Genomic DNA, 21,030 nt, shown 5'->3' with positions numbered 1-21,030 from the left:
GGGAATTGCACACATGAAACTCTATCCTACTATTCTGATTTCAATCTTCCTTTTAGCTAATTTCTCCTTTGCATCAAAGAAAATCGTCGAACAGCATGCATTTGTTAACGACTTTACGGGCAATGCCCAAATGAAACCGGCCGGTTCCAATTCATTGGAAAATGTTTCAAAGGGTGTTCGTCTGAAAATGGGAACCGAATTGACAACGGCGGCCGGTGCGATGATTGAAATCAATTTTGAATCGGGTGTAACGGCTGTTGTGGGGGAGAAGAGCAATGTTATTCTTTCGAAACTGCTCGAGAACCAGGAACTCAAAGCCATGCGTACCCGGCTGAATCTGAAAAAAGGTCATCTGTGGATAGAAATGCCTTCCTATAAAGAGAGCAAGGGATGGTTCGATGTGGAGACCGATAACGCGCTGGTGTTTGTCCGGAAATGTGTGGTCAAAATTTTTATCGATGATGATGAGACTTGTGCCGATGTTTATCGGGGTGCAGCAAAGATCCGTGAAAAGGAAGGCGGCGCCGAACAGGTTGTCATTCCGGGAAAACGGGGAATTGCCCAGGCGGGAAAAGGAGGAGTGGAGCTTGTGCAGCAGAAAAAAAGTCTGGCGCAGATACCCTCGGGACTCTCGGAATTTTCCACCCAATACAAGTCTTCGATACAGCCCGATGAAATACCTATTTCCATTGCCATGCTCAGCATGCATTCAAACGTTGCATCGAAGCAGGACCTGGTATCGGTCTCCAACTATATTGCGACTGAGATTGATAAGGTGTCTGATATCGAGGTGGTGTTTCTCGATGATGTCAAGGCGATTCTTCGTGCTGAAGGACTTGCGGATATTGTTGAATGTCAAACCGATTCCTGCCTGTCGAAAATCGGGTCCATTCTCGGCGTGGATCTGGTCGTGGTCGGTGATATCGGTGGCCTGGGGAGCCGTTTTGTGTTTAATCTGACACTCATCGATGTTCTGCGGGATCAGGTAAAGAACAGAATAAGTGAAGTGGTTGTCGATGATGTCGGCTTGATTCTTGACAAAATACCCGGTGCGATTGAAGCTCTGGTACCCAAAGAACTGAGAAAAGATTTTAAAGCACCGGTAACCGACGCCGGTACGGACAATGGTGTCACACCGCCGGAAGGAACGACGATCCCTCAGGGCATGGCCTATATACCCGGCGGTTCCTTTGAAATGGGGTGCATGAGTGGCGCTGGTGATGTTGATGAGTATCCTGTGCATACCGTGAAAGTGAACAACTTTTTTATCGATAGATACGAAGTAACCAAGGCGGGATTCGAGCGGGTCATGGGCTACAGTACATCGACAGTCCGTGGATGCTCTATGTGTCCTGCCGATAATGTGTCGTGGCATGAAGCAAATGAATATTGCCGGAAATTAGACAAGCGACTTCCCACCGAAGCTGAATGGGAATATGCCTGCCGGGCCCGAACAAAGTCGGCTTTTAATTTTGCCAATACCATTACCAGCGAGATGGCCAACTTTGACGGCCGCAAACCCTTTGGTGGCGCAAAAGTCGGCGCATTCCGTAATAAGCTGCTTCCCACCGGAACATTCAAACCCAATGCCTGGGGCCTTTATGACATGCATGGCAATGTCTGGGAATGGTGCAGCGACTGGTACGACCGGAATTACTATAAAAAATCCCCCAAAGAAAATCCCACCGGCCCCAAAGAGGGTGAATTGAAAGTGATGCGCGGCGGTGGATGGATCAGTGACGGCGCCTCGTGCAGATCGGCCAATCGAATCGGCTATGATCCTTCAATACGGATGAATATCTTCGGGATACGATGTGTGAAGGATGCGGAGTAATTGAAAGAAAACGACCCAACGAGGGCGATGGATGAACTCCCGGATTCCCCAAATGGTAACATTATAAATAGCCTACGAAAAAAAAGGAATCTATTATACACGTTCATCATAAAGGTCATCCCGGAAATGGACAATCCACCGCAGGCCCTTATCCGTTTCGACTCGGAGTGAACCACGCAGCTGGCTTTTGACAATTTGTTGAACCACAGAGATACCAAGGGTTGAAGTATTCATAATGTCGAATCCGGGGGGTACTCCAACGCCATTGTCGGCAATGGTCAGTTCCAGCAAATGAGGCCCAAGCCTTCGCAGCGCGATATTAATTCGTCCCCGACGTCCCTCTGGAAATGCATACTTGAAACAGTTTGAGACCAGCTCGTTGAGAATTAAACCACAGGGCATAGCGATATCGATTAAACTATCAATCTCTTGAACATTGAATTCAATATTGATACGGGATTCAGAAATATCGAAACTTGCTGCAAGGAGGTGAACGACATCGGTAATGTAGGACTTCATATCAACTCGAGTAAGACTTTTACTCTTGTAGAGCTTTTCGTGCGCAAGAGCCATAGTGCGAATGCGATTTCCACTCTCCCGTATTATTCGTAATACTTCGGGATTATCCGATGATATGCCCTGGAGTTCCAGAAAAGCGGATATTACCTGCATGTTATTTTTTGTTCTGTGATATAATTCCTGGAGGAGTGTTTCCTTCTCTCTTAGTGATGCCTTCAGACGTTCAGTCGCTTCTTTACGTGCTGTGATATCAAGCACTGTAAAAGTGACACCGGCTGGAAGGTTATTTGGGTCTAATGGCGTGGAAGAGAGAAGTATTTCAATAATTTTGCCATCTTTTCGCCTGAATCGGGTCTCAACAGCACCAGTACCCTGTTGAGAGATTTTTCTATACTTAACTCTGCCGACTTCCTCATAGTCATCAATCGTAGGATAAAGCATTCTGCTGTTCTTTCCAATAAGTTCATCCCGGGAATAGCCGACCATATCACAAAATTTGTCATTTACCCTGGTGAACACGCGGTTGGAGACAACACCGATACCTATCGGTGCAGCTCGAAAGATGCTGTTTATCCTGGCTTCACTTTCACGCAGGGCCTTTTCGGCCCGTTTTCGTTCGGTGATCTCGAGGAACACAACAATGCCGGAAATAACTCGTCCACATTTATCCCTGACCGGAGCGGCATTGACCGACACCCAATGGTCTCGTCCATTATCATCACGGATTATGATTTCTTCATTATGAGTAGCCTTACCCTTGAGAACAGCGCGCGAGAGGGGCAATTTTTTTGATGGATAGGGGGTGCCGTCGGGGTGATACAATTGCCAGCTTGCCGAGTGTCTGGTGACATCGATTCCCTTAAGGGGCAATGTGGTTTTGCCACGAATAGCCATAGCTGCCTCATTGGCCCATCGAATAGTGACATCAGGAATATCGGCGATCAGTATGCCTGAGGGCGACTGAGCAAGCGAAGCCTCAAGTATCGCCAATGTCTGCTCTCTTTCATCCTCCGCCTGTTTCCGTTGGGTTATATCTCTTACAATGGCCTGTACAAGCGTTTTGCCTTGTATTTCTATTTTTGTCAGGCTGACTTCAGCCGGAAAAGATGTACCGTCATGTCTGGTATGAGTCCATTGGAAAAATTGCCGCCAGCCTTCAAGGGCTGCCACAATATGCTCAAGCGCAAGCTTGCGGGAATCCCGGCCGTCGGCCTGCAGGGGGGGAGAAAATTCATAGGGACTGTGTCCAATAATCTGGTCTCGAAACCGACAACCAAAGATTTTCAATGCATGTCCGTTGCAGTCAATGAAAGTATTGCTATCCATAAGAAAAATCCCGTCACCGGCATTTTCAAAAAGAGTACGGTATTTCGTTTCACTCTCTAGTAGTGCTTCTTCAGCCTTTTTCTGGGGCGTTTTGTCGTAGATGGTACCCTGGAGGAAAACTATTTTGTTGTCTTCATCACGGATGGCATGCGCAATGTCCTGCAGCCATCGTATTTCACCCGTTTGTGTATAGATTCTATATTCGCCGTTCGATACATGGCCTGGGATGGTCATCAGACGTTTTGCCTCACTGTCAAATCTTTCTCGGTCATCGGGATGAACAAGATCGATCCAGTGGATTCTCCCCTCAATAAAATCGGCAACCGCATAACCGGTGATTTCCTCGACAGTGCCGTGAAAAAATATCGGTTGTGGTATCTTTGGTTTGAGCTGATAGGCTATTCCAATGAAGTTTTCGATGAAAAAACGGGCATGCTCCTTGTTCCAGGTTTGTGCAATCTGGGCGGTGTTATTCTTTATGGCAGACATATTAAATTTTCCTGCCGTTTTATGGTTCTGGTGCCTTCTCCGACACTCGGCCTGAAATGGAGTGATCCCATTTTGTTGTGCAATTAATTTAATGAGCAATACTCATACCAAAACTGAATTCTTGAGTTAAACGAGAAGGGAGGAGGGCATTGACTTGTGGCGGGTGAGGACGGACTTTTATTGATTTTCTGGCGTTAGTGAGTTATCGCCTGCTCTGTTGTCGTAGCGCACAATCTGCGAGTACCAGTGCGGCCATGCTTTCTATGATTGGAACCGCGCGGTTGACAACACAGGGGTCATGCCGTCCCCGGGCTTCCAGGACTGTCGATTTACCGCTGAAATCGGCGGTTTTTTGGGCTTTTCCAATCGTAGCAGTCGGCTTGAATCCAACTCGAAACACGACCGGTTCACCATTTGAGATCCCGCCCAGAACGCCGCCGCTGTAGTTGGTTGCTGTACCAAGGCTGTCACCCTTTTTAACAAACATATCGTTATGGCTGGAGCCTTTCATTGTTGTGCCCTTGAATCCGGAGCCGATCTCAAAGGCCTTTGTTGCGGGCAATGACAGCATCGCATGGGCCAGCAGCGCTTCCAGCTTATCAAACACCGGCTCTCCCAGTCCCGGCGGAACATTGCGGCACACACACATGACACAGCCACCAATCGAATCCTTTTCTTCTTTGGTCCGGGCAATCAACTGTTCCATCCGGGTGGCGGTATCGGTGTCGGGACAGCGGGTCACCGTTGTGTCGACGATCTCGCGGGACAGGGTATCGATCTCGGGCATCGGGGCCTGGATGTCCCCCACCGAACTGACCCAGGCGACAATTTCTGTGCCGTACGTTTCGGAAAGGAACTTTTCGGCCACTGCGCCCGCGCATACCCGACCGATTGTTTCGCGGGCGGATGCACGCCCACCGCCGCTTGAAGCGCGAATGCCGAATTTCATCTGATAGGTATAATCGGCATGGGAGGGGCGCGGAACAGAGAGCATCTGCGAATAATCTCCCGGCCGCTGATCTTCATTGTGTACGACGAGCATAATCGGAGTCCCCAGCGTTTTGTCGCCTTCAACCCCGGAGTAGAGTATGACGCGGTCTTTTTCCGCACGTTCGGTCGAGATCGCACTCTGGCCCGGACGGCGCCGGTTGAGCTGCTTCCGGATATCGGAGGCATGTAAGGTCATTCCGGCTGGGCACCCGTCGATAATACAGCCGACTCCCTTACAATGTGATTCACCAAAGGTAGTAACACGATATGAATTTCCGAAACTGTTTCCCATGTGATTGCATTCTCCGGTTAGAGGGTATTATGGTTAGTCTGCTACAGCAGCATATTGTGTTTTAAGGCAGCGATGACCGCCTCGGCGGTTTCGCTGATCGACAGTAAGGAGTTCTCAATCGTACATTGTGCCAGCTGTTGGTAGACTCCGTGACGTTCCTGCCAGATCGTTTGTAGATGGTTGATGTCCGCCTGGCCATTAAGGAACAGAGGCAATCCCTTGCTTTGCATCCGTTCGAGTAATACATCGGGCTCGGTTTTCAGGTACACGATGGTTCCGAGGCGTGCCAGGACCGCACGGTTCTCTTCGTTCATCGGCGCACCGCCGCCCGGCGCAATTACGCAATCCCTGCATCGCAAGAATTCATCGAGCACCGTCTTTTCAAGATGCAAAAAACATTCGACCCCTTCCTGAAGGATAATCTGGCGATAGTGCAACTCTTTATTGTGCGACAAATAGTAGCGTACTTCAATTTCTTTGTCCAGATCGACAAATTTCAATCCTAACCTTTTGGCAATTTCATACGCTGTTGCGCTTTTTCCGCATGATGCGAATCCGATAAAAATTAGATTATTCACTCTCAAAAAATAATTGCTTCCCACCAAGGGCGAAAGATCAAAGGTGGCTCTATGAATTGGATGATACAGATAGGGCTAATTGTAAAGCGGGGTCGGACCTCAATTAAACTGTTTACTGATAACGGGTTAAATTAGAGTGAACACCCAATCCGAACCGCATAAACAAACGTACCTTCGACACTTCAGCACCACTTCAACCAGGCTCAGGGTACCAGTTCAGTACATCACTTTTGACTATTTTTTACTTCGATTTACTATACCCAAGTCCTCCCCAGAGCGATATCGCATGGACATGGCAATGGTGGAGGCAGATACCGCAGCCGATGCATTTTTCTTTGTTAACCACATGTCGCTGCCCCTTTTCGCCGGTGATGGCGTCTTTGACCGGGCAGACGGTAATGCATTCGCCGCAGCCGTCGCATTGAGGACTGATATTAACCTTGGGCCGCGCTTTTACCAGATCAATAAAGCATTTTTGTGGGCACTTGTAGGCGGCCGGAACAAAGTTTTCGTTCTGTTCATAGTCGAGTTTGGGCAGGTTATTTTCCATCTGGATCGCCCCTGAGGGAGTTGCTTTGACGCAGAGCGTACATGCGGTACAGCCGACTGAACAGTATTTTTTAACTTTTGCACCCCGGTCGTGGTTGTTGCATCCGAGGAATATTTTGTGAATTCGGGGAATGAGTTCGATAATATTCCGGGGGCATGCTTTCACGCATTTACCGCAACCGGTACATTTGTTGGGCTTGATGACAGCAACGCCGTTATCATTGATATAAATAGCGTCGAAAGGACAGGCAGCAACACAACTCCCCAGGCCCAGGCAACCGTCGGGACAGACTTTTGCACCATTGCCGGCCAGAACCGCTGCGTGACAATCCTGAATGCCGTCGTAGATCGCCCGCTCGGCGGCTTCTTTTTTTCCGCCTTTGCAGTGAACTACCGCCATCATCGGTTCGGTCTCGGAAGCCGACACGCCCATTATTTCGGCGATCTGATTGGCAATTTTGGAACCGCCGGGAATACAGCCGGTAGGATCGGCTTTGCCTTCTGCAACCGCTTTGGCAAAAGCCGAACAGCCGGGATATCCGCAGGCGCCGCAGTTAGCATTAGGAAGGACATCCTGAATCCGTGAAATTCGGGGATCGACCCGTACACCGAGCTTTTTGGAAGCTATGCCGAGGCCTATGCCGAAAAACATGCCTACGCCGCCAACAAGCAAAATAGATTCAATCACGCGATAGCTCCTTGTTTACTTGAAAAAATTGAGCCCGGAGAATCCCAGAAAAGCAATCGCCATCAATCCGGCTGTTACAAAGGCGATGGGAAGCCCTTGCAGTGGCTTTGGGATATTTGCCAGTTCGAGCTTTTCTCTGATACCGGCCATCAGAACCAATGCCAGGGTAAAACCAATACCCGATGTAATTCCGCTTACCAGGCTCTCAATAAATGTATACGGTTGACCGGTAAAATCATTTATACCTGCATTAAGAACAGCTACCCCCATGATGGCACAATTGGTCGTGATAAGGGGCAGGTAGATACCCAAAGATTCGTACAGTACCGGAGAAAACTTTTGAAGGGCCATTTCGACCAGCTGTACCAATGATGCTATGACCAGTATGAAAACTATCGTTCGCAGATAGCCGACATCGAGTGGAACAAGAAGATAATTGAAAATAATCCAGGTGATCATCGATGCCACGGTCATAACAAAGACCACCGCCATGCCCATGCCGATTGCACTCGACAGCTTTTTTGAAACCCCGAAAAAGGGGCAGAGGCCCAGAAAACGGGAGAGCACGAAATTGTTGATGAAAACAGCGGCTATGGCAATCTGGACAAGACTGATAATATTAACACTCATTTTTCAGCATCTTCCTTTTTCTGACGGAAATAATTCGTAAGTGCCATGACCAGGGCGATTGTGAAAAATCCACCGGGAGCCAGGATAAAAATAGTCGCGGGTTTGAATCCGGGAATGACTTTCAGACCCCAGAGCTTGTTGCTTCCAAGAATCTCCCGTATAATGGCTAAAATACAGAGAGCCACCGTAAAACCCAGCCCCATAACAAGGCCGTCGACAACTGATTTAATTAAATTATTCTTGGATGCAAAGGCTTCGGCACGGCCCAGTATTACGCAGTTGACCACGATTAGGGGAACAAATATTCCTAACTGAGCATTGAGCTCGGGAAGGTAGGCTTTCATGGTTAGTTCGACAATGGTCACGAAGGTGGCGATAATCACGATATATGAAGGGATCCTGACCTTTTCGGGGATCCATTTCTTGATCAGCGATACGATAATATTTGAACAGATCAGCACAAAGGTTGCCGCCGCGCCCATGCCGAGGCCGTTTTGCAGGGATGTGCTCACTGCAAGGGCCGGACAGAGACCCAGGGCGAGGATAAGAATCGGATTTTCGGTGATTATGCCTCGTTTGAGTTCTTCTTTGATCATTGCGCTTTCCCGTTTGATTTGAGATGGTTCAGGTATGACGGAATTTCCCGGGTAACGCCGGTTACTACTGCTCGGGTCGAGATTGTCGCACCGGTTATTGCCGTTACGTTGTTCGCTTCTTCCAGAGCTTCCTTCTTCTTTTCCGGCAAAGTATGATACTCGGCGGACTTACTGATCCCGATCTCTTTATACACATTCAGACTTTCGAACTGTTCGGTGAACCAGGGGTTGCTTTTTTCCGATTGCCCCGAAAATGCGGTCCAGAGATATTTTTTTGACGGCGTTTCTTTGACTCGGTCGCCCAGGCCGGGGGTCTCTTTATGAGAGAGGACTTTAAGTCCCAGGATTGTTCCCTGAAGATCGACGCCTACCATGATCTGAATATCGCCTGCATAACCTTTGCTGCTCTCTTTGAATGCATACCCGACAATCGAATCGTTAGCTTTTGCTACCCAGTATTGTTCGGGAAGAGGCTTGGAACCTTCTTTTTCTTCAATATTAATCCCCTCGGGGAATACCGCCTGAAGGGCTTCCAGCTGATTGCGCTGCTGTTGCGCCTGGATTTCTTCTTTGGTATTGGAATAGGTGAGCGCGACAACCAGGCCCGAGCCGACAGCCACCAGGGTTAAAACAACTGATAATTTGATTATGTCAAGCATTCGTATGTACCTTTCCGTAGATTTTCGGCCGGTTATACCGATCGAGCATGGGTACGGCAAGATTCATCAGGAGAATCGAATAGGACACTCCTTCGGGATAGCCCCCGAACTTACGGATAGTGAAAGCCAACAGACCGCATCCTATACCGAAGATCGCTTTGCCCATAGGGGTAATCGGTGAGGTGACCATGTCGGTAGCCATATACAGGGCGCCGAGCATCAGACCGCCAGCGAATATCTGGTATACGGGAATCAAGAGCGCTTCGGAAGTGAAAAACGAGCCGGTGCCGTTGAATATCCATGAGAGCAGGAACACTGTTCCGATGAAAAGAACCGGAACCCTGAGCCCGATGATATGTTTATACCAGAGGAATATTGCGCCCAGGATGAGAGCTGCGGCCGATGTTTCTCCGATACAGCCGCCCACGTTGCCGAAAAAAAGATGAGAAATTGTTTCCTGAAAATCGATTATGTGAAACTGCAGCTCGGATGCCTGTGTGCTTTCATTCCGCAGCAGTTCCATGATTTTATTGAAAGCCGGGAGCGGAGTCGCCCCTGAAATGCCATCGACTTTATTGGTTAACGACGCAAGGGTTGATTCCGAGAGGCCGCTCATTGTCCCGGTTCTCGGGGGACCGAAGATCGTCATTGGCGCGGCATAGGAAGCCATCAAAAAGGCTCGTCCGGCCAACGCGGGATTGATAAAGTTATGTCCCAGACCGCCGAATGCCCACTTGACCACCCCGATGGCAAAAATCGAACCTATCACCGCCATCCAGGGTGGAAGGTCGGGTGGTAGATTGAATGCAAGAAGCATGGCGGTGACCAGCGCACTGAAATCACCCAGTGTTGACGGCCGTTTGAGAAGCACCCGCACGATCACCCATTCCGTGGCCAGGCATGTGACAACGCAGACAACGGTCAAAACCAGCGCTCGTAGCCCGAAAAAGTAGATCGATGCCGCAAAAGCAGGAATGAGTGCCAGGCAGACACTCAGCATTATCGATGGAACGGTTTCCTGATATTTTGTGTGCGGTGATGTTGAAATATGAAGAAGCTTTTGCTCTGACGACATTATTTTTTTCTTTCCAGCTAAAACGTTACTTCTTCTCTTTTTCTTTTTTAATACCCATTGCGTGAAACTTGCCCACTTTCATATAGTGGACCAGATTTATCTTTGACGGACATGCATAGGCGCATGAACCGCATTCCATACAGTCGAGTATGTTCCAGGTCATGGCATCTTCGTACAGACCCTTTTGTACATATTTTGCCAGATACGAGGGTACCAGATGAATAGGACATGCTTTGACGCAATTGCCGCAACTGATACAATCGTACTCTCTTACGCCTGTAGTTAATGTTTTGTAGCCCAGAATTCCTGAGGTGGATTTGATGACCGGTGCAGTAAAGTCCGATTGCGCCAGGCCCATCATAGGACCGCCCATAATCACCTTTTGCGTTGAATCGTAATCGATATCACAGTGTTCCAGGAGCGTTTTGATCGGTGTGCCGATACGGACCAGAAGATTTGCCGGTTTTCTGATCGTGGAACCGGTGACCGTTACCACCCGTTGATAGAGTGGTTTGCCGTTGCAGACAGCATCCCAGATCGTATAGGCCGTCCCGATATTCTGAACAACGCAGCCGCAGTCCATCGGAAGGCCACCTGATGGTACTTGCCGTTTGGTTACAGCATTGATAAGCTGTTTTTCTCCACCCTGGGGATATTTTGCTTTCAGCTTTGCCAGGGAAATTTCCTTGAATTTATCCTGAGCAATCTTTTCGGATATTACCGCTATTGCATCGGGTTTGTTCTCTTCGATTCCGATCCATATTTTCGATGCGCCCAGAATCTTTTTAATGATCATGGCTCCACACAGCATTTCTTCGGTTTTTTCGAGCATAAGCCGGTGGTCTGCGGTCAGATAGGGCTCGCACTCGGCACCGTTGATAATAACCGTATCGATTGGCTTGTTGCTGGGCGGTGAAAGTTTTACATGAGTGGGAAAGGAAGCTCCTCCCATACCCACGATTCCGGCTGCTGAAATTTTCTGCACGATTTCCTGAGGTGCCGCCTCACGCCAGGGAGTGGGCAGAGGTGTGAATTCAACGGTATCATCATTACCGTCGTTTTCGATTTCCACCGCTGTCACCTGTTTGCCCAATGGATGAGCAAAGGGCCCCACAGATACGACTTTTCCGGAGACCGATGCATGCACCGGAGCGGACACAAAACCGCCGGCTTCCCCAAGCACCTGACCGATTTTAACCATATCATCGCGCTTAACCGCTATCTTTGCCGGTGCGCCGATATGCTGCGATAAAGGAATAATGACTTTTTCCGGGGCAGGAAGGGTTTCTATGTTGAGAGAGGCTGTTTGATCCTTGCAGTGTGAAGGGTGAACTCCGCCTTTAAAGCTAAATTTTCCGAACAATATGCATACCTCTTCTAATCAATCTATAAAAATAAAATTTGGGTACTTTGTGAGTGTATAAATGTGGTTAATTATGTTGAAAAATGACATAAAAAGTAGTTCTATCCCGGGGTCCAAGTCAAGATTGACCCCATTGAAAATAGGTGATTTAACAACTACCGTCAAACCACAAATAAAAATTTTCTCTTTTGGATTACGATTATAATTTAATATATTTAAATGAGTTATATATTGATATCCACCTTTGTCATGGAGCGGTATATGGGAGCTGCAGTCCGTCCTCAGCCGGTTAAACTTTTTCTGGCAATTACCTGTTCAAAAGACGCTGAGATTGATCGCTTATGGAAATACCTTAAAAAGAAATGGGGAGAAACCGATTTCAGTTATGGTCCGGTTTCCTTTGATAATTTTACCGATTATTACCGGAAAGAGATGGGAAGTAATCTTCAGAAACTCTATGTTACTTTTCCCGGAGTTATCGAAAGGGATTGTCTGGCAACAATAAAAACCTATACCAATTCACTTGAAAGCAAATTTCTTCGCTCCGATAAAAGATGCATCAATCTCGATCCTGGATTTCTGGCAAGAGACAAACTCGTTTTGGCATCGACCAAAGATTTTTTTCACAGGATATATCTGGCAAAGGGAATATATGCCGAAGTGACGCTCCATTTTCGGAAGGGAAAGTATCGATATTTTTCATGGACCTATCCGGACTATCGGGAACCGGAATTTCAGTCCTTTCTCGCCAAAGCCCGGGCCCGGCTTGTTAAAGAACTCAGAGAACCGCCGGCGGAGCAGTAATGAGCGGTCCTGTTTACAGCGTGTTTCTCCTTTGCTGTTCTGTTGCCGCGGCTGCCGCGGAAATTATCGGGCTTCTTATGCCCGACAGGATCCTTTCCCTGGTCGATCAGGATCCCGAAAAGGTTCAGGAGAGCAAATTCCCCCTTGCCATGGGAATCCTCTCATTATTCTATATAGCCGATATCCTTCTTCTTATTCTGGCAGATGATAAAGTCTTCAAAATGTATGGGTTTATTCTTATTGCTCTTTCATTAACCGTCTGGCTGTTCCGGAGCAGGCTGAAAAACCTGCGTTTCCTGATGATCGTCGAATCGACCCTCTGTCTGATCATACTCATCGATGTTATTCGGACTGTGGTCCGTAATTTTTTATAAAAAAGTAGACACGGCGGCTTAAACAGTATACAATCATACTGCCAAATATTGCCCGCCCAGGAAGTATACTTGATAATGAAGGTGTATGGTTATGTCAAAAGGAAAGACGGCTAAGACCCGGCAGAATGACTCACTCGATGAATTAAAACAGAAAGTCAAGCACCTTGAACAGGACAAATCCAAGCTTCAAAACGAGCTTCTGGGTACGGCCTCATTTTTAAGCAACATCCTCGAGACATCTTCAACAATTACTATCGTCGCAACAGATCTCGATCGGAATATCGTTTACTGGAACTCGGGGGCGGAAAATCTTCTCGGCTATACTGCCGAGGAAATGGTGGGTAAAAAGAAAGTGGATATTTTATACGAGAGCGACGATGTCCTGACCAGGCGAGCTATTGATGAAACCCGCAAGCATATTATGACTCATGGAGAAGCATGTTCCTGTGATGTTGTCGAACGCACAAAAGACGGTCGTCCGATATGGATCAAGCTGACCATGACCCCGCGATTCAACGGCAACGGTAAGGTTATCGGAATTCTGGGAATAGGCCAGGATATTACCGGACATAAACAGACCGAAAAGAAACTCAATTACAGTCTTCGAAAGCTCCGTCGTGCAGTAGGAGGGACTATCCATGCGATGGCCTTAACAGTCGAAAAACGTGACCCCTACACGGCCGGACATCAGCAGCGAACGACCGATCTGGCGCGGGCTATTGCTGCTGAAATGAACCTGCCCAAGGATACTATCGATGCGATCCGCATGGCAGGGGTGATTCACGATCTCGGGAAAGTTTATGTTCCTGCCGAAATACTCAATAAACCCGGCGCCCTGTCACACCATGAGTTTTCACTTATCAGATGCCATCCGGAGGCAGGGTATGATGTAATCAAATACATCGATTTCCCCTGGCCGATCGGACAGATCGTGCTCCAGCATCACGAACGTCTCGATGGCTCCGGGTATCCCCACGGATTAAAGGGCGATGAAATCTGTATGGAGGCGAAAATCATTTCGGTTGCGGATGTTGTCGAAAGCATGTCATCTCACCGTCCGTACCGTCCGGCTTGCGGTCTGGAAAAAGCTGTTACTGAAATTGAGAAAAATCGGGGTATCCTCTATGATCCCACGGTAGTTGATGCCTGTATAAAACTCATCTCCAAAAACGAATTCCAGTTCAAGGTCAACGAAGCGGCGGCTCGTACCTGGTAGTTAGGCTCTTTTCCTGGAGATTCCTGCGCTTTTCCTTACTAATATTGTATATTATTAACTCTTAAGTCATCCGATAAGTCATCCGAGTCTCTCAAAAACAACAGGCGTAATTTAAATAGTCTTTAAGGAGGAAGCATGAAAAGGATCTATCGCCTTGAAAGTGATAAAATGATTGCGGGTATCTGCGCAGGATTAGGGGATTATTTTTCGATTGATCCCACGATTATCCGTCTTGTTGCTGTATTTGTCTGTATTGCAACCGGTATCTGGCCTCTGGTTATTGCTTATATTGTTGGATGGATCATTATACCCGATAAATCGGAATTACCTGCCGGCGAAGAAACCAAAGAAGAGAATAAGACAGCCTGAGCGTTAAGATATTCCGGCTTCCGGCCATCCTCCCGACTTCCATGAGTCATTGTTCTACTTCATTGTGGCGCCTTTTTAATATGCCTTACCCAGGGCGATAAGTCTGCTTTATCTCGTACCTTGATTCACCCTCTGTGCTCATTCTGTGGGCATTCATATGCACAGAGCCGTGAACAGCCGCTTCCAATTATTACTGATCACAGTGGGAAAAATTGACATTCCTTTCCGGTATGTGTACAATATAATAATGGCGCCTATTGCATTAAAGGGAGATTTACAGCTCTGATGGATGTTGAATATGTAAATAAGGACATGCAGGATCTGATTGCCGATTATCGCAGTCTGAAAAGTGAGCGGGACCGGTTGAAATGTGATATGGACCGGATAATGAACATAACGTCCGGGATAATCTATATAATCGATCCGGACGGTTTCTTTACTTTTGTTAATAGAGGGGTAGAGGAGATCCTCCATTATTCACCCGATGAGCTTATCGGCAGGCATTTTTCCATGATCATGCCTCCCCGTGAGTATAAACGGGTGGGGCGGGGGAATGTCCTTCCTCTGCTGAAGGGTGTTGCTACCGGCAGTGAAGGAGCACCCGGTCTTTTCGATGAGCGCCGCACAAAAGAAAGGCGGACCAGGAACCTCGAAATACAGCTTTTAACAAAAGAAAAACGCAAAATTGAAGTTCTTGTGGGCGATGTTACCGGAATCATGTCGGCCGAGGGGGCATATGATATCGAGTGTGTGCATGGTAAAAGTTTCAAGGAAAAGTCATTTGCAGGAAGCCAGGGGATAATTTACGATATTACCCATTATAAACAGATCGAGAAAGAGAAGCGGGAACTTCAAAACCATTTGTTCGATGTTCAGAAGATGGATGCAATCGGGCGCTTTGCCGGAGGAATGGCACACGATTTAAATAACAAGCTGGGAGTCATTGTCGGATTTGCCGATATGCTCCAGAAGCGCAGGGGTGACGAGGATCCCGCTTTGCGGCGATATCTCGATACGATTATTGCTTCATCACAGAGTGCCGCCGAGTTGACCTCCCAGTTGCTTGCTTTTGCCGAAGAAGGAACGCAATTGATAACAAAAGTCGATTTTAACGATATGGTACAGGCCATGTCCCGATTGTTAAAGCCGACGGTAAAAAATCGGATCCGGATCAAACAGTTTTATCATGCCGAAGAGCCGTTCATATCGGGCGACCCAATGGAGCTTAAAAACAGTATGCTCGCTCTGGCCATGAGAATGACATCCATGATGAAGGACAAGGGAGACATCGTCTTGGCCACCAAAGATGTTACCGTGGATGACTCGTTTACAAAAGGGCATTCTGTTATCAGCAATTCAGGCGCCTATGTTCTTCTGACAATGATATTTACGGGAGTTGTGGGAGACGAATTCGCCAAAATGAAAAATCTGGATCAGAAGTATCTCCAGGGAACACTTAATGAAGACGGCGATACCGGAATACTGCGTATCTATCGATGTATCAGAAAACATAAAGGATTTATTGAAGTTACAAATGAGTCGGGAGTTGGAATAAAGTTTGATATCTATTTCCCCCTGGCGGATTAACGGCGCGGCTGCAACAGCAGTCGGTGCGCAAAATAACGTATGCCGGTAGTAGCACGAAAAGGGAATTATGGGCAATGACAGGTTTTCTTGATTCAAAAAGGGGTTGTATCCTATTTTTACAGTGCTGTTTTGATTGTTGTTTCCGCAAAAGTGCGCTTTTGTCAAGGTTTCAATTCAAAATCCATTGCCTCCACGTTCCGCAGTACAGTGCCGACAGGTGATTTTCGAGAAGGTCTGAATGAAAAAAAAGGGCTGGTCAGTTCTCCTAATCGACTCTACATCGTTGGTTCAGAGTCGTCGTATATATATTCCTCATATAGTCGCCATACTCCTGTTTCTTCTGTGTATTGGAGGACTTGCCGGTTTTGGTCGATGTATCTATGTTGTCGGTCATTATGCCTATTCAAAACTTGGCGTTGCCGGTGAGCAGAAAAAAAACAGTGATCTTATAAAGATTGTAAAATTTCTTCAGCGGCGCACCAAAGAAAGCTCCAGCGAAATAGAGCATCTGATTGCCTTCGAGGATAAGACCCGGCTTGAGTACGGCATGAACACGATCGGAGAAGATATTCATAAAGCCGGTGTTGGCGGACCGCCGAAAATCGAAGATATGATCATGGCATCGTTGATTGATCCGAAATTGGTGGAAGCTAATAACATCGAGAATGAAATATCACAGCTCTTTAATCAGATAGGCCTTCAGAAAAAGACTTTTTCCCGGATGGAGCATTACATATTCCGGCAGCATGACCGATGGTCCCAGCATCCATCGATCTGGCCCTGCGTCGGAAGGATTACATCCGGGTATGGATACCGAATACATCCTCTCTTCGGCTACCGGGCATTTCATGAAGGCGTTGATATAGCTAATAAAACCTGGACTCCTATATTTGCTACCGGTGATGGAATCATCAGTTTTTCGGGTACAAAACGCGATTTTGGCAATGTCGTCAAAATCACTCATAGCGGCAGCGGGTATGAGACGATCTACGCTCACCTGAAACAGGCTTCCGTTGTTGAAGGACATCCGGTTAAGCGCGGAGAGCTTATCGGCTATATGGGTAACACCGGCCGAAGCACCGGTCCTCATCTTCACTACGAAGTCAGAAATATGGGACGACATGTCAATCCCATGCACTATATTCTCCCTGTCGAAACTATCGTGAATTAATTACAGAATCACTAAGGCCTGGAGTTGTTGGCTGCTGGATTCCGGTCTCCGGGATCTTGACTTACAACACTTCGGCAGGCTCAGTATACCAGCTCAGTGCATCGCCTTCGACTTTTAACTTTCTTTAAAAGGAGTTATCTATGGTTACTCACACGGAAGTATCGGTAAAAACTCAGCAAAGAAATCAGATGAAAGATATTACCAGCCATGTTCAGGATGCTGTGGGGAATTCAAAGATATCGGATGGTATCTGTACGGTTTCCAGCATGCATACCACCGCTGGTGTAACAATCAACGAAAATGCCGATCCTGATGTTGTACGGGATATCTTATGGAAACTCGGCAGCCTTGTACCGGTGGAACGGGAATTTCATCATCGTGAAGGTAATTCCGACAGTCACATAAAAACATCACTTACAGGTCTGAGCGTGCAAGTTCCGGTGAAAAATGGTAAGCTTATACTGGGCACTTGGCAAAGCATCTATTTTTGTGAATTTGACGGTGCCCGTTCTCGAAGGGTAATGGTAACCTGTATGGGTGAATAGGAGTCTGGTTTTGAAACCCTTGCCGCTTTTCTTCTATGCAGTTAGTTTTCTTCTTTTATTTCGTGCAGCGGCTGCAACCGGGAGTGATACAATACTCTACACTGCCGAGTTGAATCAGCTTCCTGTAGGTGCCCGGGTTGCAGGAATGGGTGATGCGGGTGTGGCGGCATCACTGGATGCAGCATCGGCCTACTGGAACCCGGCATCGATCGCCTTTGTCAAAAAAATTCAGATACGGACCGAAGGAGCATTGCTCTATGGGGGATTATCAAAACACGGCGCGGTGGCCTTGCAGGTGCCGGTACAGCAGGATATTCACGTAGGTGCATCCTATATCCCCTTTTTCAGTGATCATATTCCGCAATACGATACGCTTCAAGGCGCCTATGATGAGCGTTTGGAAAATCCCGCGCTCAGATCTTCCGGACAACCGACACAGTATTTCCGAAATAATCAGCATATCGTCACGTTGACTGTGGCAAAACTTTTTGCTCTTGGTATCAATCGGTCATCGGGGATCGGGCGCTTTCCGTTGCCCCTGGATATCGGCGTAGGATGCAATTTCAAATCGTTCTGGCAGACCATCAGTCCCGGGGACAAGGTTCGGATGGGGATCAATATCAACTGCGATGCGGGGATCCTGGTGCGTCTGGGACTCGACTACGATTTAAAACAGAAAGCGGTCAACAGAGAAATCAGGCTCGGAGTCAGTATTCGTAATGCGTTACCGACAAAAATTGTATGGGTCCATTCGCCTTATAATTACGAAGAACCGGTTTACAACACCCAGCATTACGGGATTTCTTATCGCGATTTGTCAGGATTTTTATGGGGAAACTGGATCGTATCTCTGGCAATGCACCGGTCGTTAATTGAAGGGGGCAATCGCCATGATAATGATGGAGAGGGTATGGCGGAATATACTCAGACCTGGCATGCCGGAATTGAGGGTGAGTTCTGGGATCTGGTCGCTTTCCGGGGCGGTATATCGAATCGCATACCGACACTCGGCGCGGGCGTTCGTTACAAACGATATTCGCTGGATTATTCTTTCAGATTCGATAGAATTGAGTATTCACCGATCCGGGTGGCGTTGGCCATTTCGTTTTAGAGATGTTTGAATTTTTCCCGCTCGCCGTATAATTGTCCGATACGAACCGACAGTTTGTCTTCGACAACCGTTATTTCTCCTTTGGCAAGAAGTTTGCTCCCGATGAAGACATCAACCGGCTCACCGGCCATCCGGTTGAGCTGGACCAGACCTCCCTTTTTCAGGGCCAGAAGTTCCCGGACATTCATTTTGGTTTGTCCCAGCTGAACCGATATCGGCATATTGACATCAAGAAGCATTTTTATGGTATTTGCCATTTCTGTTCCCCTGATAAATCTATCGATAAACCATATTCTATTAAAACTATCGGTATAAACCTGAAATTTCTTTAAGAAGATCTCCGAAAACAATACCGAACAGGGCCATAAAGGCGATAAAAACAGCTGCCGTAATGATCATTATAATAAAAGGCACGAAAATAATTGCAAATGCACGAAGTCTGGAGATAGAATACACTTTATGGAATCCTGAAATACACAGGATGATAAACCAGATTCCTCCGATCAGTTCGCCGGCCAGAGGAATAATAACTGCAAGTGAACTTACTTGACTGTAGCAGAGAATGGCAAACGTCTTATGGAGTGCTCGTTCTTTGGCCCGGAAAATGAAAAAGAGGAAATGAAAGTAGAGGCTGAGTATTCCTACCTCGAGGGTAACAAGGAGAGGGGTCAGCAAAAGATAGACTCCCGATGTGTTCGATTGGGCCAGTAATTCGGGAGGAAACCAGGTGTAAAGAAATGATTGTCCGATCGGAAAATATTCCCAGATGAGCGCAATCACGCCGGCCAGAGACCCGGTAATCAGAGCAAAGAGCCATGCTGTTTTAGTCTGAGATGACAGGGCGAGTTTTGAAAAGAACGTGTCGGGACTAAGCAGAAGTTCTTTGCAGGTAAGGTAGAGTGCTTTAAATATACCGAAATTTCCGGCATCTTCCCAGGGGATCGAATCGAGACGGCGGAGTGGTCGTGTCGACTCGTCGACAGACATATCGCTGTATCCACAGGAAGAACAAAAAGTAAAATCGGGGCCCGAATGGAACGGCTGGCCACATCGAGGACATTTCATTGTTCGGTACTTTATCGGGAAAAATGTTGAAAATGTTACTTTACAAATTTAAAATACTATTTAACTGGAACTCACTTTGATATATCGTGGTTGCAATGGTTCGAAATATATTTTACCTTTTCAGGTATTGTTCTGTTTAATATAATGATTGTAGCACAAATGAGGAAATTATGCATCCTTTTTTAAAAATTCATGGGGGAGACAGGTAAATGATTGTTGTTACCGGGGGAGCTGGATTTATTGGAAGTGCATGTGTATGGAGCCTTAATAACAAAGGAAGAGACGATATTCTTGTCGTCGATCATCTGAATACATCCGAAAAGTGGAAAAATCTTGTCGGCCTCCGCTATCTGGATTATTATGACAAGGACGATTTTATTGTCAGTCTCCAAAAGGGGGATTTCGGAGATTCGATTGAGGCGATCATCCATCTGGGCGCCTGTTCATCGACTACCGAAAAGGACGCCGGTTTTTTAATGGAGAATAATTATCGGTATACTCTGCGTATCGCACTCTGGCGGGAGCAGCACCCGAGAGTTCGACTGATCTACGCATCATCGGCAGCAACGTACGGTGATGGAAGCAGGGGGTATTCCGACGATCACGACACGTTGGCGACATTGAAGCCGCTTAATATGTATGGGTATTCAAAACACCTTTTTGATCTTCAGGCCTTACGGCGAGGCTGGCTTTCCCGGATTGTCGGTTTGAAATATTTCAATGTTTTTGGACCCAATGAGTCGCATAAAGGTGATATGCGGAGCGTTATCAACAAAGCTTTTCCCCGTGTTCGGGATGAAGGGGTTATGTCCCTGTTCAAATCGTATGATAAGCGGTACAAGGATGGTCAGCAGCAGCGGGATTTTATCTATATCAAAGATGCGGTTGAGATGACCCTTTATTTCCTTTATAACCCTGATATTAACGGCATTTTTAACATTGGAACCGACAAGGCACGCACCTGGAACGATGTTGCCGGGGCACTGTTTGGTGCGCTGGATAAAAAGACTGTTATTGAATACATACCCATGCCGGACACTTTGCAGAAAAAATATCAATATTTTACTCAGGCTGATCTGACGAAGCTTCGTGATGCCGGATGTGATTATGAGTGCAGATGCCTGGAGGATTCGATCCACGATTACGTCGTTAATTTTCTGTGTCGTGATGCATATCTTTCAACATTTGAGTAATCAGGAC

21 protein-coding genes are annotated in these 21,030 nt (G+C 47.1%); 10 read left to right on the top strand and 11 right to left on the bottom strand.

Annotation, left to right across the window (positions count from 1 at the left end; all coding sequences use genetic code 11):
- Nucleotides 1-13 precede the first annotated feature (13 nt).
- Nucleotides 14-1,834 carry an SUMF1/EgtB/PvdO family nonheme iron enzyme gene (locus tag GF401_20055; protein MBD3347357.1) on the top strand — a complete coding sequence of 607 codons (1,821 nt, stop codon included), beginning with the start codon at nucleotides 14-16 and terminating at the stop codon, nucleotides 1,832-1,834.
- A 93-nt stretch (nucleotides 1,835-1,927) separates the two neighbouring features.
- Here the strand turns inward: GF401_20055 and GF401_20050 are convergent, their stop codons facing one another.
- From GF401_20050 to rsxC, 9 genes are all read right to left on the bottom strand, one after another.
- On the bottom strand, nucleotides 1,928-4,168 hold the full coding sequence (locus GF401_20050; GenBank protein ID MBD3347356.1) for a PAS domain S-box protein: 2,241 nt from the start codon (nucleotides 4,166-4,168) through the stop codon (nucleotides 1,928-1,930).
- 202 nt (nucleotides 4,169-4,370) lie between these two features.
- Complete coding sequence (aroC, locus tag GF401_20045) at nucleotides 4,371-5,450, bottom strand: chorismate synthase (GenBank protein MBD3347355.1); 1,080 nt, start codon at nucleotides 5,448-5,450, stop codon at nucleotides 4,371-4,373.
- 41 nt (nucleotides 5,451-5,491) lie between these two features.
- Entirely contained in the window at nucleotides 5,492-6,097 is a 606-nt protein-coding gene (locus tag GF401_20040) for a hypothetical protein (GenBank protein MBD3347354.1), read from the bottom strand.
- Between the two features lie 172 nt (nucleotides 6,098-6,269).
- Nucleotides 6,270-7,229, bottom strand: coding sequence for an RnfABCDGE type electron transport complex subunit B (locus GF401_20035; GenBank protein ID MBD3347353.1), 960 nt, complete (start codon nucleotides 7,227-7,229; stop codon nucleotides 6,270-6,272).
- A gap of 51 nt (nucleotides 7,230-7,280) precedes the next feature.
- On the bottom strand, nucleotides 7,281-7,895 hold the full coding sequence (gene rsxA, locus GF401_20030) for an electron transport complex subunit RsxA (GenBank protein MBD3347352.1): 615 nt from the start codon (nucleotides 7,893-7,895) through the stop codon (nucleotides 7,281-7,283).
- Nucleotides 7,892-8,491, bottom strand: a complete 600-nt coding sequence (locus GF401_20025; GenBank protein MBD3347351.1) for an RnfABCDGE type electron transport complex subunit E — start codon at nucleotides 8,489-8,491, stop codon at nucleotides 7,892-7,894. Before GF401_20025 ends, rsxA begins: the two co-directional genes overlap by 4 nt.
- Nucleotides 8,488-9,150: an RnfABCDGE type electron transport complex subunit G gene (locus tag GF401_20020; GenBank protein MBD3347350.1), complete on the bottom strand. Its 663-nt coding sequence runs from the start codon at nucleotides 9,148-9,150 to the stop codon at nucleotides 8,488-8,490. Before GF401_20020 ends, GF401_20025 begins: the two co-directional genes overlap by 4 nt.
- Complete coding sequence (locus tag GF401_20015) at nucleotides 9,143-10,225, bottom strand: RnfABCDGE type electron transport complex subunit D (GenBank protein MBD3347349.1); 1,083 nt, start codon at nucleotides 10,223-10,225, stop codon at nucleotides 9,143-9,145. Before GF401_20015 ends, GF401_20020 begins: the two co-directional genes overlap by 8 nt.
- Nucleotides 10,226-10,250: 25 nt before the next feature.
- Nucleotides 10,251-11,588, bottom strand: a complete 1,338-nt coding sequence (rsxC, locus tag GF401_20010; protein ID MBD3347348.1) for an electron transport complex subunit RsxC — start codon at nucleotides 11,586-11,588, stop codon at nucleotides 10,251-10,253.
- A 219-nt stretch (nucleotides 11,589-11,807) separates the two neighbouring features.
- On the opposite strand from rsxC, the gene GF401_20005 reads away from it, so the two are divergent.
- The 8 genes from GF401_20005 (at nucleotide 11,808) to GF401_19970 (ending at nucleotide 18,765) form a co-directional block, all read left to right on the top strand.
- Complete coding sequence (locus tag GF401_20005; GenBank protein ID MBD3347347.1) at nucleotides 11,808-12,392, top strand: DUF4416 family protein; 585 nt, start codon at nucleotides 11,808-11,810, stop codon at nucleotides 12,390-12,392.
- Entirely contained in the window at nucleotides 12,392-12,766 is a 375-nt protein-coding gene (locus tag GF401_20000; protein ID MBD3347346.1) for a hypothetical protein, read from the top strand. The genes GF401_20005 and GF401_20000 overlap by 1 nt, the downstream gene beginning before the upstream one ends.
- Before the next feature lie 85 nt (nucleotides 12,767-12,851).
- Nucleotides 12,852-13,982 carry a PAS domain S-box protein gene (locus tag GF401_19995; protein MBD3347345.1) on the top strand — a complete coding sequence of 377 codons (1,131 nt, stop codon included), beginning with the start codon at nucleotides 12,852-12,854 and terminating at the stop codon, nucleotides 13,980-13,982.
- 135 nt (nucleotides 13,983-14,117) lie between these two features.
- The gene (locus GF401_19990) at nucleotides 14,118-14,351 is read left to right on the top strand and encodes a PspC domain-containing protein (GenBank protein ID MBD3347344.1); all 234 of its coding nucleotides are present in this window, start codon (nucleotides 14,118-14,120) and stop codon (nucleotides 14,349-14,351) included.
- Between the two features lie 285 nt (nucleotides 14,352-14,636).
- On the top strand, nucleotides 14,637-15,938 hold the full coding sequence (locus GF401_19985; protein MBD3347343.1) for a PAS domain S-box protein: 1,302 nt from the start codon (nucleotides 14,637-14,639) through the stop codon (nucleotides 15,936-15,938).
- A 238-nt stretch (nucleotides 15,939-16,176) separates the two neighbouring features.
- Nucleotides 16,177-17,109 (top strand): peptidoglycan DD-metalloendopeptidase family protein, encoded by a 933-nt coding sequence (locus GF401_19980; GenBank protein ID MBD3347342.1) that lies wholly within the window; start codon nucleotides 16,177-16,179, stop codon nucleotides 17,107-17,109.
- Between the two features lie 140 nt (nucleotides 17,110-17,249).
- Complete coding sequence (locus tag GF401_19975) at nucleotides 17,250-17,654, top strand: YjbQ family protein (GenBank protein ID MBD3347341.1); 405 nt, start codon at nucleotides 17,250-17,252, stop codon at nucleotides 17,652-17,654.
- Between the two features lie 10 nt (nucleotides 17,655-17,664).
- Nucleotides 17,665-18,765: a hypothetical protein gene (locus GF401_19970; GenBank protein MBD3347340.1), complete on the top strand. Its 1,101-nt coding sequence runs from the start codon at nucleotides 17,665-17,667 to the stop codon at nucleotides 18,763-18,765.
- Here GF401_19970 and GF401_19965 read toward each other — a convergent pair.
- Together GF401_19965 and GF401_19960 are read right to left on the bottom strand one after the other, a co-directional pair.
- The gene (locus GF401_19965; GenBank protein ID MBD3347339.1) at nucleotides 18,762-19,022 is read right to left on the bottom strand and encodes a hypothetical protein; all 261 of its coding nucleotides are present in this window, start codon (nucleotides 19,020-19,022) and stop codon (nucleotides 18,762-18,764) included. The genes GF401_19970 and GF401_19965 overlap by 4 nt on opposite strands.
- Nucleotides 19,023-19,068: 46 nt before the next feature.
- Nucleotides 19,069-19,830, bottom strand: coding sequence for a hypothetical protein (locus GF401_19960; GenBank protein MBD3347338.1), 762 nt, complete (start codon nucleotides 19,828-19,830; stop codon nucleotides 19,069-19,071).
- A 209-nt stretch (nucleotides 19,831-20,039) separates the two neighbouring features.
- On the opposite strand from GF401_19960, the gene rfaD reads away from it, so the two are divergent.
- Nucleotides 20,040-21,023: an ADP-glyceromanno-heptose 6-epimerase gene (rfaD, locus tag GF401_19955; protein MBD3347337.1), complete on the top strand. Its 984-nt coding sequence runs from the start codon at nucleotides 20,040-20,042 to the stop codon at nucleotides 21,021-21,023.
- Nucleotides 21,024-21,030 lie beyond the last annotated feature (7 nt).

Source organism: Chitinivibrionales bacterium (genome assembly GCA_014728215.1).
Taxonomy (GTDB): Bacteria; Fibrobacterota; Chitinivibrionia; order Chitinivibrionales; family WJKA01; genus WJKA01.
Note: the sequence above shows the minus strand (reverse complement) of the source record. Positions and strands in the feature narration are given on the sequence as shown.